The sequence below is a fragment of the Phaeocystidibacter luteus genome, assembly GCF_008933115.1.
Classification (GTDB): Bacteria; Bacteroidota; Bacteroidia; order Flavobacteriales; family Schleiferiaceae; genus Phaeocystidibacter; species Phaeocystidibacter luteus.
The window spans coordinates 1-13,404 of sequence record NZ_WBVO01000006.1; the positions used below are offsets into that span (position 1 = coordinate 1).

General features: G+C 47.5%; 13 protein-coding genes and 2 tRNA genes. 11 read left to right on the forward strand and 4 right to left on the reverse strand.

Features of this window, described 5'->3' with window-relative positions; genetic code table 11:
- Positions 1-197: 197 nt before the first annotated feature.
- The 7 genes from F8C67_RS08265 to F8C67_RS08295 all read left to right on the forward strand — a co-directional run bounded on the left by F8C67_RS08265 (position 198) and on the right by F8C67_RS08295 (position 7,188).
- Positions 198-812, forward strand: coding sequence for a thioredoxin family protein (locus F8C67_RS08265; protein WP_151667369.1), 615 nt, complete (start codon positions 198-200; stop codon positions 810-812).
- A 428-nt stretch (positions 813-1,240) separates the two neighbouring features.
- Complete coding sequence (gene rocD, locus F8C67_RS08270) at positions 1,241-2,497, forward strand: ornithine--oxo-acid transaminase (protein ID WP_151667538.1); 1,257 nt, start codon at positions 1,241-1,243, stop codon at positions 2,495-2,497.
- 272 nt (positions 2,498-2,769) lie between these two features.
- Positions 2,770-2,961 (forward strand): hypothetical protein, encoded by a 192-nt coding sequence (locus F8C67_RS08275; protein WP_151667370.1) that lies wholly within the window; start codon positions 2,770-2,772, stop codon positions 2,959-2,961.
- An 80-nt stretch (positions 2,962-3,041) separates the two neighbouring features.
- Complete coding sequence (locus F8C67_RS08280; protein ID WP_151667371.1) at positions 3,042-4,592, forward strand: S8 family peptidase; 1,551 nt, start codon at positions 3,042-3,044, stop codon at positions 4,590-4,592.
- Positions 4,593-4,633: 41 nt separating this feature from the next.
- Positions 4,634-6,067 (forward strand): 23S rRNA (uracil(1939)-C(5))-methyltransferase RlmD, encoded by a 1,434-nt coding sequence (gene rlmD, locus F8C67_RS08285; protein WP_151667372.1) that lies wholly within the window; start codon positions 4,634-4,636, stop codon positions 6,065-6,067.
- A gap of 1 nt (position 6,068) precedes the next feature.
- The gene (locus tag F8C67_RS08290) at positions 6,069-6,650 is read left to right on the forward strand and encodes a methyltransferase domain-containing protein (RefSeq protein WP_151667373.1); all 582 of its coding nucleotides are present in this window, start codon (positions 6,069-6,071) and stop codon (positions 6,648-6,650) included.
- A 31-nt stretch (positions 6,651-6,681) separates the two neighbouring features.
- Positions 6,682-7,188, forward strand: coding sequence for a phosphoribosyltransferase family protein (locus F8C67_RS08295; RefSeq protein ID WP_151667374.1), 507 nt, complete (start codon positions 6,682-6,684; stop codon positions 7,186-7,188).
- Here the strand turns inward: F8C67_RS08295 and F8C67_RS08300 are convergent, their stop codons facing one another.
- Positions 7,189-7,767: a nitroreductase family protein gene (locus F8C67_RS08300; RefSeq protein WP_151667375.1), complete on the reverse strand. Its 579-nt coding sequence runs from the start codon at positions 7,765-7,767 to the stop codon at positions 7,189-7,191. It lies immediately after the preceding gene.
- A complete protein-coding gene (locus F8C67_RS08305; protein WP_151667376.1) occupies positions 7,740-8,264 on the reverse strand; it encodes a shikimate kinase in 525 nt (174 codons plus the stop codon). The genes F8C67_RS08300 and F8C67_RS08305 overlap by 28 nt, the downstream gene beginning before the upstream one ends.
- A 155-nt stretch (positions 8,265-8,419) precedes the next feature.
- On the opposite strand from F8C67_RS08305, the gene F8C67_RS08310 reads away from it, so the two are divergent.
- Positions 8,420-8,492, forward strand: a tRNA-Lys gene (locus F8C67_RS08310).
- Between the two features lie 59 nt (positions 8,493-8,551).
- Positions 8,552-8,635: transfer RNA gene (locus tag F8C67_RS08315), tRNA-Leu, on the forward strand.
- Positions 8,636-8,676: 41 nt separating this feature from the next.
- Here F8C67_RS08315 and F8C67_RS08320 read toward each other — a convergent pair.
- On the reverse strand, positions 8,677-9,420 hold the full coding sequence (locus tag F8C67_RS08320; RefSeq protein WP_170266409.1) for a DUF3307 domain-containing protein: 744 nt from the start codon (positions 9,418-9,420) through the stop codon (positions 8,677-8,679).
- A gap of 1 nt (position 9,421) precedes the next feature.
- Positions 9,422-10,015, reverse strand: coding sequence for a winged helix-turn-helix transcriptional regulator (locus tag F8C67_RS08325; protein ID WP_151667378.1), 594 nt, complete (start codon positions 10,013-10,015; stop codon positions 9,422-9,424).
- Between the two features lie 1,243 nt (positions 10,016-11,258).
- Here F8C67_RS08325 and F8C67_RS08330 point away from each other — a divergent pair.
- Both F8C67_RS08330 and F8C67_RS08335 read left to right on the forward strand, forming a co-directional pair.
- Entirely contained in the window at positions 11,259-12,491 is a 1,233-nt protein-coding gene (locus tag F8C67_RS08330) for a YaiO family outer membrane beta-barrel protein (RefSeq protein ID WP_151667379.1), read from the forward strand.
- 23 nt (positions 12,492-12,514) lie between these two features.
- Positions 12,515-13,381 (forward strand): alpha/beta fold hydrolase, encoded by an 867-nt coding sequence (locus F8C67_RS08335; RefSeq protein WP_151667380.1) that lies wholly within the window; start codon positions 12,515-12,517, stop codon positions 13,379-13,381.
- Positions 13,382-13,404: the final 23 nt, after the last annotated feature.

Here is a 13,404-nt window from a genome sequence, read left to right on the forward strand (position 1 = left end):
AACTTTAACCAGTATTTAAGTCTAAAACCTGTCAACCAAAATCAGGAAGGGACAAACGCCAGTCTTTACGTCCAAAAGTCTGATAGTCTATTAGTCCAACCTCCGCTAAACAGTAACCCACCTCACACCGTTGTAAGAACTACACCGTAATTTCGTCTCCCCAATTGCACGGAGACAAACACAAAAGCACAATTGAAATGGAAATTGAAAGACTTGTAGAAGCATTCAAATCAGGTCAGACATACGATGAATACAGAGCGATGTTGGATGAGTTGCTTGCCGATGGCAAGACGACCGGTCCAGATCAATCCGAATCGATGATCAATTATGCATCATTGAACAACAAGCGCATGGATCGAGGGGATAAAACTGTGAAGGTGGATGACTCCACTCGAGAAGTTCTCGGCAGTATTTCAGGAGAAAATTGGCTTGTACTCACGGAAGGATGGTGTGGCGACGCGTCCCAAATTCTTCCGACGCTTTCGAAGTTGGAAAACGCATCAGATAACATCGAGATGCGTTTGATTCTTCGCGATGAGAATCCAGATATCATGGATGCCTTCCTTACGAATGGAACCCGAAGTATTCCAAAAATCATCCGCTTGAATGAAGATTTCACCGAAGTGCTTGGTTCATGGGGACCACGTCCAGCCGCGATGCAAGCTCTAGTTGATGAATGGAAGAAAACTCCAGAAGTTCCAAAATCAGAAATGTACACAAAAGTGCATGGCGCCTACGCGAAAGACCGCGGAAAACAAACCATAGCAGAGATTGTAAATTTCTTGGAACAAACTCACATCCAAACGGTTTAGTGTAAGTCCGCAGTGGGCTAGCGTCTTCTTTTCTTCACAGTTTCATTGGTTTGTTCAAGGTTGCTGTTCACTGCGGACTTTTTCTTTTTGTATGCTTGCCTGTCGGCAAACAAAGGATCCGCCGATAGCGGAAAGGATTCTTCGCCTGATATCGAAGAAAAGGATCATTCGACTTCGTCTCATGAAAGGCGTAAATCCTGAGTATGTGCTTCGCTATCCAGTGAAGTACTAATTTCCCCATGAGCAATCAGAATATAGTAGATACGCTAAGCCCATTGCTTCGACTATTGACTTTTCAGTGCCGAAAGGCACAGAATCCTTTCCGCCGAATGGAGGATCCTTTTACTGAAGAATGAAGTAATCCTTTTATTTTTCGCCCGTCCGCTGATTCCCTACCTTTGCTCAAAATCACAAGTACCATGGAAACTATGACACGCACAGACGAGCTTATCGCTCTAGAAGACAAGTACGGAGCCCATAATTACCACCCACTACCCGTGGTTCTTGAAAAAGGTGATGGTGTTTTTGTTTGGGACGTAGAAGGAAAGAAGTACTACGATTTCTTGAGCGCGTATAGCGCCGTCAATCAAGGTCATTGTCATCCACACCTCGTGGAAACGATGACGAAGCAAGCTCAAAAACTCACACTTACCTCAAGAGCCTTTTACAATGCAGAGCTCGGTAAGTTCGACAAGTTCATGAGCGAGTATTTCGCTTTCGACAAAGTGCTCCCGATGAACTCTGGTGCCGAGGCGGTAGAAACGGCTTTGAAGCTTTGTAGAAAATGGGGACATGAAGTGAAAGGTGTAAATCCTGCTGCCGGAAAGATTATCGTTTGCGATCAAAACTTCCACGGTAGAACCACCACCATCATTTCATTCTCTTCCGATCCAGATGCGAAAGACGGTTACGGTCCATATACTCCCGGATTCGAAGTAATCCCTTATAACGATTTAGCTGCATTAAAGAATGCTCTAAAAGATGAAGAAGTAATCGGATTCATGGTTGAGCCTATTCAAGGCGAAGCGGGTGTAATGGTTCCGGATGCCGACTACATTCCAAAAGCTGCTCAAATGTGTAAAGATGCCAATGTACTCTTCATTGCTGATGAAGTACAGACAGGCATTGCGCGTACAGGTAGCCTACTCGCTGTTTGTGGCAACTGCTCTTGTGAGAACAAGTGTGAGCGCCAAGAATCGTATACCCGACCAGACATCCTGATCCTCGGCAAAGCACTTTCAGGCGGCATGTACCCAGTTTCTGCAGTACTAGCGGATGACGACATCATGCTCACTATTCGTCCAGGTCAACACGGAAGCACATTCGGCGGAAACCCTGTTGCTGCACAAGTTGCCATTGCAGCACTTGAAGTGGTATCAGATGAAAACCTCGCCCAAAATGCTCGCAAACTCGGCGAAATGTTCCGCTCTGAAATGCAGCGCATCATTGATAGCAGTGATTTGGTGACGAAGGTTCGCGGAAAAGGACTTCTGAATGCGATTGTTATTAACGACACACCGGATAGCAAGACCGCTTGGAACATCTGCGTAAAGCTTGCAGAGAATGGCCTACTTGCCAAGCCAACGCATGGAAACATCATTCGTTTTGCACCACCGTTGGTAATGACAGAAGAGCAATTGATGGATTGCGTCTCTATCATCGAAAAAACACTGAGTGAGTTCTAATCGGTAAATCACTCAAACTCAATACAGACTAGAAAGCCCGGGGTAAAATGCCTCGGGCTTTTATTTTTGTAAGCTTTATCCTACAAGGGGAATCCAGTAAGAATTCTCCTTCGTATATTTAAATTATGTACGTAAGCCTTACCAGAATTAAACTACGTAGCATCTGGCAATTGCCCTCTTTTTTCGCTCATGTATCTAAGATTAAAAAGCAACTTAAAAAATCGAGTTGTAGGAAGTCTAGACTCAAAGGCGGGGTTCTCACGCATTACACAATGACGCTGTGGAAAACCAAAGAAGAGATGGAGGAATTCAGCAACTCTGGAGCCCATCTGAAAGCTATGCAGAAGATTAACCATATCTCACAAGATTTCGTCACCGTAACCATCGACAGTTACAACCTGATACCTTGGAGGGAGGCCGTTGTGCTTCTCGAACAAAAATCGAAATCAAAAAAGAGTGCCTAACTTGTGAGTGGTAGTTTAAATTGATTTCGACGAACCATCGGAACAATTCTTGCGTATTTAATTGAAGAAAAAGCTTCAATATGAAATCACTCGCCTCGCTTGCACTCGTCATTCTCTCTCTAACCGCATTCGGTCAGTCAAACCAACTCATGTTTGTAGCCGAATCTACCGGACACGGCATTCCGGAACACCTCTCTCAACTCGTACAAAACCACTCCGGTGAGTTCGTTAAACAATTCCCTCGTGGAAAGGGAAGCACTGAATTCGTCTACGTCGTTCGTTTCCCCGAAGCCAATATCGACGCCGCTTTTCAAGACCTTTCCAACTCCTCACCTTCTCTTCTTGTAGAATACGACCACGTTCTGAAAGCCGATACGACCAAGTATATTCCAAACGATGTGAGGTTTGCCGAACAGTGGTACCTCGAGAATGATGCGGGCTTTAACGGAGAGATGGATGCAGATATCGACATGCCTGAGGCTTGGAAGATTGAGCGTGGAAATGACAACGTCACGCTCGTCATTATCGATTCCGGAGTTGAATTCGACCACCCAGAGTTTAATGGCCGTCGCTATGTCAATCCAAACGAAACACTAAACGGAATTGATGACGACCAGAACGGTAAGATTGACGACTTGTACGGATGGGATTTCGTGGATAATGATAACGATCCGAACGATGAAAATGGTCATGGCACTGCCGTAGCTGGCGTTGCAGCCGCCAATGGAGATGACCTGCGCGGATGGGCAGGAGTCGATTGGAATTGCCGTATAATGAGTGTTAGAGTGCTCAGTTCTTCCGGTTCTGGCAATTATTCTGACTTAGCCGAAGCATTGTACTACGTGGCCGACTTAGGAGTGGACGTGGTGAATATGTCACTCGGAGGTGGAGCAAACTCAACCATTGTAGAAGACGCAGCTGAATATGCCGCGTTGGCGGATGTCCTACTCATCGCAGCGTCAGGTAACTCTGGGGAACGCGGAGTTAATCTTCCAGCGAGATTGCCGACAATCATGGCTGTAGGGTCGGTGAACTGGTTCAACGACAGATGTGATCCCTATTCGAGTGGATTTGGTGGAAGCACCTACGGCGACGAGGTTGAAATTATGGCGCCGGGAGACAACATCCCTATCCTCGACTATCAAAACTTCATGAACTACTCTGATGTTAGCGGTGGCACTTCCCTAGCCTCTCCCCTTGTTGCAGGAGTTGCATGCCTGCTCAGAGCAAAGCATCCCAACTTAGGTTCTGGTGCCATTCGAAGCATTCTTCATCAAACGGCTATCGACCAAATTGGACAATCGGCAGAAGACGTTCAAGGCAGAGACGATTATTACGGTTACGGAATCTTGAACGCGAACGAAGCGCTTAAGTACGAACCGATTATCATTACGAGTGATGATGACGATTTGTTTCAAATTGCCATTGACTTCGACAACCGTGATGTGCTTTATGAAATTGAAGAGGATGCCCAGAAAATTGAAATCTTTGATGTCTCTGGACGAAGAATCTTCGTTGCGACGAACGTAAGAGCTGGAACTCATCGCGTGAACATTTCGTCCGCGGGCGTTTATTCCATACGGGCCACCATCAACTATGCACGTCACAATAGGCAAGCAGTGATCTACTAAGCTGCAGTGTATTCCCATCCGCAAAATGTACCTTTGCCGCCATGGGAAGAAGATCAAAAGGCCCCCTCTTTGTAGAGCAGCTAAAAATTGTTGACGCCGGTGCAAAAGGCAAGGGCGTAGGCAAAACGGAAGACGGAAGAGTCGTCTTCGTTCAGAACGCCGTTCCAGGCGATACAGTTGACGTTCGAATCTTTAAGAAGAAGCGTTCCTTCATGGAAGGAAAGGCTACTGTTTTTCACGAACTTTCAGCAGATAGAGTTGAGCCAGAATGTGCACATTTCGGTACCTGCGGCGGTTGCAAGTGGCAAAACTGGGACTACAACAAACAACTGGAATACAAACAAAGAGAGGTAGCTAACAACCTCAAGAGACTGGGACACGTTGAGGTAGAGGAATACCTTGACATACTCGGTTGCGATCAACCTTACTTCTACCGCAACAAGATGGAATTCAGCTTCTCAAACAAACGCTGGATGACCCAAGATGAAGTGGATAGTGGCGAGAAAATCGACAAACCCAACGCATTAGGATTTCATATTCCGGGAATGTGGGACAAGGTATTAGACGTAACCAAGTGCCACCTACAACCCGACCCGAGCAATGCCATTCGAAACTTTGTTCGCGAATATGCCTTGAAGCATGATCTCGACTTCTTTGACCTCAGAAATCAGGAAGGACTCCTTCGAACGCTCATGATCAGAACAGCCCTCAGTGGGGAGGTGATGGTACTCATACAGTTCTTCCGAGAGGAAACAGAAAAGCGCGAAGGGCTCATGCAGGCCTTGAGTGATGAATTTCCTCAAATTGCGTCTCTGCTATATACAATCAACTCTAAGGGAAACGACAGTATCTACGATTGTGACATTGAGTTGTTTGCAGGCAGAGATCACATTTTTGAAGAGATGCCGGCTTACTACAAGCCCGATACGGTGCTTCGTTTTAAAGTTGGACCAAAATCTTTCTATCAAACCAACCCTAAGCAGGCCTACTCGCTCTACGTTCAGGCGCTCGAATTCGCTGAGCTCAAAGGAGATGAGTTGGTCTATGACCTCTACACAGGTACGGGAACCATTGCTTGCTTCCTCGCTCAAAAGGCGGGCAAGGTCGTTGGTATTGAAAGTGTTCCTGAAGCGATTCAAGATGCTAAATTCAATGCTGAGCTCAACGGTCTTTCGAATACCGAATTCATCGTGGGGGATATGAAAGAGGCATTGACATCGGACTTTGCTGATATTCACGGAATGCCTGACGTGGTTGTGACAGACCCACCGCGTGATGGAATGCATGCTAAGGTTGTTGAACAACTCTTGAACATGGCGCCTAAGAGAATCGTTTATGTGAGTTGTAACTCAGCTACTCAAGCGAGAGATTTAGGGTTATTGCAGGAGAAATATAGAATTGTGAAATCCAGAGCGGTGGATATGTTCCCGCAAACACATCACATCGAAAACGTCGCCATTCTAGAACTGAAATAAGATGGAGCTAAACGCACAGTATTGGGATAAAAGATATGTGGAAAAAACATGGGGCTGGGACATTGGTTACCCCTCTCCTCCGCTAATTGACTATGCTTCGCTGTACGATACAGATGCACGAATCTTGATTCCAGGATGCGGGCACGCTTACGAAGGAGAATGGCTTTGGAAAAAGGGATATTCAAACCTCATTTTGATGGACATGAGCGAAACGGCCAAGTCCAACTTCCTCGCTCGCGTTCCAGATTTTCCGGCTGATCAATTCCTCATTGGAGATTTCTTTAAGCATGAGGGCGAATACGACGTCATCCTAGAACAAACCTTTTACTGTGCTTTGAATCCTGACATGAGGGATGACTACGCCAATCACATGCTCAATTTGCTGAGACCTGGTGGAAGACTTGCAGGAGTACTATTCGATTTTCCACTCACAGAAAAAGGTCCACCTTTTGGCGGCAGTGCAGAAGAATACCAAGCTAGATTTGAAGGTAAATTTCAAATCATCAAGATACAGCCCTGCTACAATAGCATTGAACCTAGAGCTGGCAAGGAGTTCTTCTTTGAGGTGAAAAAGCCCGACTAAAGCCCTATCTTTCCGCTTCAAAACCATTGGTATGACAACCACCCGCACAACGGTATTAGACGCTGCTACAGCCAAGAGAAAGATTGAGAGAATCGCATGGGAAATCTATGAACGTCATATTGACGAAAGCTCAGTTTACATCATCGGCATTGCTGAAAGTGGCTACTTACTCGCCGAAAAGGTGACTGCAATCCTCAAGCAAATATCTGGGATAGAATACACCTTGTGCAAGCTTGAAATCAATAAGTCTAACCCTTCAGACGACAGCATTGTTATCGCAGGATGTGAAGCTGGCTTTGACGATGCTTCTGTGGTTGTGATGGACGATGTATTAAACAGCGGGGGGACGCTCATCTACGCCGTAAAACACATCCTCAACTGGAAAGTGAGAAAGTGTACCACAGCGGTACTGGTTGATCGAAACCATAAGCGTTTTCCGATTAAGGCAGACGTGAAGGGATTGTCTTTGTCGACTTCCATGCAAGAACGTGTGCAAGTTGAATACACCGACGGTGAAACCACCGCATACCTCAGCTAATTACCCTCGATTCCAGCGCACCTTATCCGTGTAGCCGCTTATTCTTCTTCCTTGCGGCCATTCGCCTTTGTATTCACCAACGTAAAGGAATCCCATGGCGCTGTCGCCACGAGATGAATCCCAGCCAAGGGCATCCGTTAGTTCGTTCGAATACCCCACACTACCCGTGCTCCAATAAGCGCCCAAGCCTTTGCCCGAAGCTACGAGCCACATATTTTGAACTGCTGCGGCTACAGCTTGTGCTTCCTCAATGAAAGGAATTTTGGGGTTCTCCCCACGTCTCATTCCAATGGCGATGATATGCGAACTGCGTTCAACTCTTGCTCTAATTTTGGCATAGCGCACTTCATTCTCTCCGTGCTCGGCTACATCGAGTTTGTATAAGAGTTGAATCAGCTCTTCCTTACCCTCTTCGGTGAAAATCACGAAGCGCCACGGTTCGGTATATCCGTGTGTAGGAGCCCAATTTGCCGCCTCGAGCATCTCTCGTATCACTTGGTCGTCAAGCGTTGCACCTGTGTATTTATCGGGCTTAATGGTGCGACGTTGCTCTATGTATGTTGTGATTGACTTTTCCATTTCTCAATGATTTCTTTGGTAATATCGTCGACAGATTTCCCGTCGCAAAAGACGATATGGTTTGCACGTTCGTAGTATGGTCGGCGGTCGAACACATGCTTGGCAATGTACTCTGGCAGGTCTTCATCAGAAACACCATCGAATAGAGGTCTACTTTCCCGAGCCGATCTAGCACGTTCGATGAGCGTCTTCATCGGCCATTGCAAGTACACTACGTATGACTCTTTGAGGAGGACATCCATATTGTCATAATAGCACGGTGTACCACCACCGGTAGCTAACACACCGTTGAGTTGTAAAGTTTCGAGTAGTGTTTCTCTTTCGAGCTTTCGGAAAGCTATTTCTCCTTTCGATCGAAGGATATCGGCAACATCCTCACCACCAATTTTTGCGATTTCGTCATCGAGATCCCAGGAAGGTGATTCGAGTTGCGAAGCAAGATGCTTGGTGATTGTCGATTTTCCGGCGGCCATGTAGCCAACAAGTGAGATTTGCATGGTGTAAAATTAGGCACTGTTGGGGTAGTGAAATATTTTTTTCTCTGATTTTTAGCGGCTTGACGATTGGAGGTGTATTTTCTTTCACTTGGGGTTTGGAGGAAAAGAGAAAGCCCTTATATTTGCACCCGCTTTCGAACGATAGTTCACAAGCAGACTCGGTAGCTCAGTTGGTAGAGCAGCACACTTTTAATGTGCGGGTCCAGGGTTCGAGCCCCTGCCGGGTCACTAAGACGGAGAAGTGGTGTTCTGTTTCTCCGTTTTTTGGCTTTAAACAGAACATATTGGCCCAGGTGGTGAAATTGGTAGACACGCCATCTTGAGGGGGTGGTGATCACTTGATCGTGCTGGTTCGAATCCAGTCCTGGGCACAGAAATCCTGCAGTCGCGGGATTTTTTTTTAGCCTTCCTTTTACAAAACGATATACAGCTGCGCGGTTAGGATGCCACCAATAAAACTGGTTAGGGTTCCTAGTAGCACATACTCTGTTTGCATGCGATGTTCCTTGCGCGTAAGGTCGCCATATCGGAATATGGATTTAGCGGCAAGGAGGAATCCCACTCCTTCCCAGTGACCGGTTACGATAAATATGAAAATGAGGATACGCTCGAGGTGACCAATGTAGGCCCCTGCCCGCTTGAGCGAGCTGTCTTCTAGTTTGTCCTCCTCTCCGAGTTTCAATTGTTTCAACAAGCCTCCTACGACCATTGGCCAGACTTTGAAAAGGAGGATGAACGAAATCGCAAATTTTGAAAGCAAACTTAAATACTCGACGTATTCAGTCCATACATACATTTGCGGTTCTCGACGCACTGCAACAAAAGCCAGGAAGATGATTGCGAAGTGACCGAATTGGTCGCCTAACAACCACTCTGTACTGCGCTCTGGTTTCCAATACATATCCTTGATTATATCTAAGATAATGTGACCAATCAACACAACTATTCCAATAGTTGCCGTCATTACAATTGGTCCGCCACTTCCTAGAGGAGAAACAAGGGCTACTACTGCTACCAGTAATGCAAAGTGAATGAGGATGTGTTGTTTGAACTTCTTGCCGCCGACCTTTTTACGTCGATCTTCAACAGCCTCATTAGACTGAAAAACAAAATCGCCCAATAGATGTGCGAGAATGACTAGAGAGATAATGGTCATGCTATCGGATTTGAGCATGAATATAGTCAATCGCAGCTTGTACCTTATCGATTCCAGTGCGCGATAACCTCTGACTCAATGTACCCTGAGAAATTCCTAATGATTCAGCCAATTGGGTTTGCTTCAAGTGTGGATGATTGATCTTGTACAAAATCAACTCAGCCTGACTCTGCGTCCAGTTTTCTACAATGAACGTGAGCAGTCCGAGCGTAACATTCAGACTTTCATCTATACCCTCTACTCCACTGTCAATCCGAATACCTGACCTCGTCTCTTCGAATAGTCGCCCAGCTCTTACGAGCGCATCTCCCGAAGCCTCCGCAATTCTCTTGTAGCCATAGTCAACCTCTCCCACTGCAATCGCCATCCGAGCATCCTTATTGGCAGTTGATTTCAAGAACGTTTTGATTTCCAGTGCGGCGGTCAACACTTCATTTTGATGCACTTTGGCCTGAAACCCATCACCCCGATAGATATCCCAATCATCCGAATCGTTGGTGTACTTGTTCAACACCTCTTTTAAGCCGAGTTGCCAAACGGAATATTTGCCTTGTGTTGATTTGATGACGTCGCCGAGGAGGATTGCGGATTTCATGGTGGGAGATTTGGAGGGTTAGAGGGTTAGAGGGTTGGAGGGGTGGAGGGTTGGAGGACTGGATAGAGAATGATAGAATGAAGTTGGTAATAATTGAAGAAAACATGTCGGATGACTTGTCTTGCGCGCAGTGCTTTTTTCACCCAAAGGCGCTTCCTTGCCGAGGTACGAGGCCTTGTGCGCAGCACCATATTCGCCCCAAAGCGAATCCTTGCCGAGGCACGAGACCTTGCGCGCAGCGCCATATTCGCCCCAAGGCGGATCCTTGTCGAGGCACGAGACCTTGCGCGCAGCGCCATATTCGCCCCAAGGCGAATCCTTGTCGAGGCACGAGGCCTTGTGCGCAGCGCCATATTCGCCCAAAAGCGAATCCTTGCCGAGGAACGAGGCCTTGCGCGCAGCGCCATATTCGCCCCAAAGCGAATCCTTGCCGAGGCACGAGGCCTTGTGCGCAGCACCTTATTCGCCCCAAGGTGAATCCTTGTCGAGGCACGAGGCCTTGCGCGCAGCACCTTATTCGCCCCAAGGCGAATCCTTGTCGAGGCACGAGACCTTGCGCGCAGCGCCATATTCGCCCCAAAGCGATTCCTTGTCGAGGCACGAGACCTTGTGCGCAGCACCTTATTCGCCCCAAAGCGAATCCTTGTCGAGGCACGAGACCTTGCGCGCAGCGCCATATTCGCCCAAAAGCGAATCCTTGTCGAGGCACGAGACCTTGCGCGCAGCGCCATATTCGCCCAAAAGCGAATCCTTGCCGAGGCATGAGACCTTGCGCGCAGCACCTTATTCGCCCCAAGGCGAATCCTTGCCGAGGCACGAGACCTTGCGCGCAGCGCCATATTCGCCCCAAAGCGAATCCTTGTCGAGGCACGAGACCTTGCGCGCAGCGCCATATTCGCCCCAAAGCGAATCCTTGTCGAGGCACGAGGCCTTGTGCGCAGCACCTTATTCGCCCCAAGGCGAATCCTTGTCGAGGATCGAGACCTTGTGCGCAGCACCTCACAACACGTCAACGGAAAGGAGGCGGTGTAGTCCACGAAGTATGTGCTATGGTTTAACAAAACAATTCGCCGATATTTCTTTTTATTTACAAATATATCAATAATTTCAAATATCGGCTTATAAACCAAATAAAGAGACTGATTATTCTCATGGTCACTCGATTCAATTCAAAGCTCCATTACGCCCTATTGCAATTGTTCGCCTTCTCTTCCTTACCTTCGGATAGCCGATTAACCAGCACATGAAATACAACCTTCTCTTCCTACTTCTAGCCTTCGGATCAAGCGTGTTCGGACAACTAAATGCCGATAGCCTTTTTGTAGAAGCGCGCAAGCTCGCCGAAAATAAAGAGTACGATTCCGCTCGCACGCTTCTCATGCCCGCGTTACGCGAGTATCCCGCATATCACGATATCAGAAACTATATCGCCCGAACGTACGCTTGGGAGGAGAAGTACGACGAAGCTCTGGCGTACTACAAGGCAACTCTGTCGAACGATATGTCAAATACCGATGCCTGGTGGGGCATTGGGGATGTCTATTTATGGTCTGAGCAATACCTCGAAGTAATCAATACCATGAATGAGGCGTCAGATGCGTTGCCCGATTCATCCGAGATCCGAAGCGAAATAGGATTCCGAAAGGCAACCGCCTATTACAAACTGCGTGAATTCCCCGAAGCCCTAGAAGCACTAGAAAACACAGAGGGTGGCCGCAACGATAGGTTGCGTCAGACCGTCCTGCTCCGACTCGTGAACCACAGTGTGGACGTCCTAGGCTCGGCCGAATTCTTTAGCGAACAGTACGACCCCATGTATTACGGTACGGTTCAGGTTGGACAAAGCACCAAGTACGGAGTAGGTATCGCTCGATTCAATACCGCATACCGATTCGGTGAAACTGGATACCAGGCGGAGGTTGACCTCTACCCCATCATCTCAGAAACGGTCTACGGCTACATCAACTACGGTTTTTCTCCCAGCGCTCAAGTCTTTCCACAACATCGCGTAGGTGGTGAAATTTACTCGGCCGTTGGAAGCAACTTTGAAGCTTCTCTCGGTGTGCGCTATCTGTACTTCGGCCCGGGAAGCGATGTCACCATGTATACCGGCTCTGTCAACTACTATCTCCCAAAATACTTGTTCTCATTCCGACCATTTATCACGCCTCAAGAAGACGGTACAGACTTTACCGGCGACCTTCTCGTTCGTCGCTATTTAAACGATAGCAGAAGTTGGGTCACCCTCCGAGCGAGTTACGGTTTCTCGCCAGACGCACGTCGAATTCAAGTTGGCGCCGGTGAGGTCATTGAAATCCTTGAAACCACAAGCTTTGGGGCAGAATGGCAACAAGCGATCACCCAAGAATGGCTCTTCGTTCTCAACTTTACGTATACCTATCAAGAGCTGCCATTTGATCCGGGAAACTTTTATTCCATCTATGCACCTCTAATCGGAATCAAGCGTCTCCTTTAATGGACATTTCCGACCTTTGAAGCATGGAGCAAAACACCGACGTTACAGCAACCAATACACCGAGTCTTCAAATTCCAAAAGCGTACCTGGCGTATGTGAAGCTTCTACAAACCATCAGCTTCTCGCTAGCGGCTAGAGAAATCCGAAAGCGTTTCTTCACCCCAATCCCATTCCCCCTTCCCAAGCGTGAACGTCCTTTTATCGAGGAATCTCGACGCGAAAACCTCACCGTTGGTGATCGACAAATCACACTTCGGACACTAGGGAATTCCGACAAAAAAATCCTTTTTATCCACGGATGGTCAGGACGCGGATCACAAGCCTACGCCATTGCCCCCGCCCTCGTTGAGGCTGGTTATGAAGTCACTACAATAACCGCTCAAGCGCATGGAGACAATCCTGGAAAGCGGACGCACATGCTTCAGTTTACCGATGCCATACTCGCGGCAGCTGAGCATGTCGGGAAGGTGGATACACTTATTGCTCACAGCATCGGCGGAGCAGCCGCATTCAATGCATTAGCAGGTGGACTCGATGTTCAGAAACTGGTGATTCTCGGTGCTCCTTCGTCAATCCTAGATGTAATTGACGATTTCTGTTCTCGATTGAACCTTGACGACCGTTATCGCCAATATCTAGCTCAATATTTGAGAGATAATTACTCCCCGGATATCGAAGCGCTTGCCCCACGAAACCTTGCAAAGAAGATGAGCGTGCCTGGACTAATCGTTCACGACAAACAAGACATCGATGTCGGCTTTGAGCAAGCTGAAGCACTTCACAAAAACTGGTCGAATTCAAAACTCATCCTTACCGAAGGCTTGGGTCACCGCAGAATTCTGAGTGATGAAGGCGTAGTTCAGGCAATTGTGTCCTTCGTGAGATCCTGATTTTTGGCAGAAAAAGTTGCATC

Coding starts and splice junctions, on each gene's coding strand:
- F8C67_RS08290 (WP_151667373.1), top strand. CDS start 6,069: ATGGAGCTAAACGCACAGTATTGGGATAAAAGATATGTGGAAAAAACA.
- F8C67_RS08265 (WP_151667369.1), top strand. CDS start 198: ATGGAAATTGAAAGACTTGTAGAAGCATTCAAATCAGGTCAGACATAC.
- F8C67_RS08335 (WP_151667380.1), top strand. CDS start 12,515: ATGGAGCAAAACACCGACGTTACAGCAACCAATACACCGAGTCTTCAA.
- F8C67_RS08305 (WP_151667376.1), bottom strand. CDS start 8,264: ATGCAAATCTCACTTGTTGGCTACATGGCCGCCGGAAAATCGACAATC.
- rlmD (WP_151667372.1), top strand. CDS start 4,634: ATGGGAAGAAGATCAAAAGGCCCCCTCTTTGTAGAGCAGCTAAAAATT.
- F8C67_RS08280 (WP_151667371.1), top strand. CDS start 3,042: ATGAAATCACTCGCCTCGCTTGCACTCGTCATTCTCTCTCTAACCGCA.
- F8C67_RS08300 (WP_151667375.1), bottom strand. CDS start 7,767: ATGGAAAAGTCAATCACAACATACATAGAGCAACGTCGCACCATTAAG.
- F8C67_RS08325 (WP_151667378.1), bottom strand. CDS start 10,015: ATGAAATCCGCAATCCTCCTCGGCGACGTCATCAAATCAACACAAGGC.
- F8C67_RS08330 (WP_151667379.1), top strand. CDS start 11,259: ATGAAATACAACCTTCTCTTCCTACTTCTAGCCTTCGGATCAAGCGTG.
- F8C67_RS08275 (WP_151667370.1), top strand. CDS start 2,770: ATGACGCTGTGGAAAACCAAAGAAGAGATGGAGGAATTCAGCAACTCT.
- F8C67_RS08320 (WP_170266409.1), bottom strand. CDS start 9,420: ATGACCATTATCTCTCTAGTCATTCTCGCACATCTATTGGGCGATTTT.
- F8C67_RS08295 (WP_151667374.1), top strand. CDS start 6,682: ATGACAACCACCCGCACAACGGTATTAGACGCTGCTACAGCCAAGAGA.
- rocD (WP_151667538.1), top strand. CDS start 1,241: ATGACACGCACAGACGAGCTTATCGCTCTAGAAGACAAGTACGGAGCC.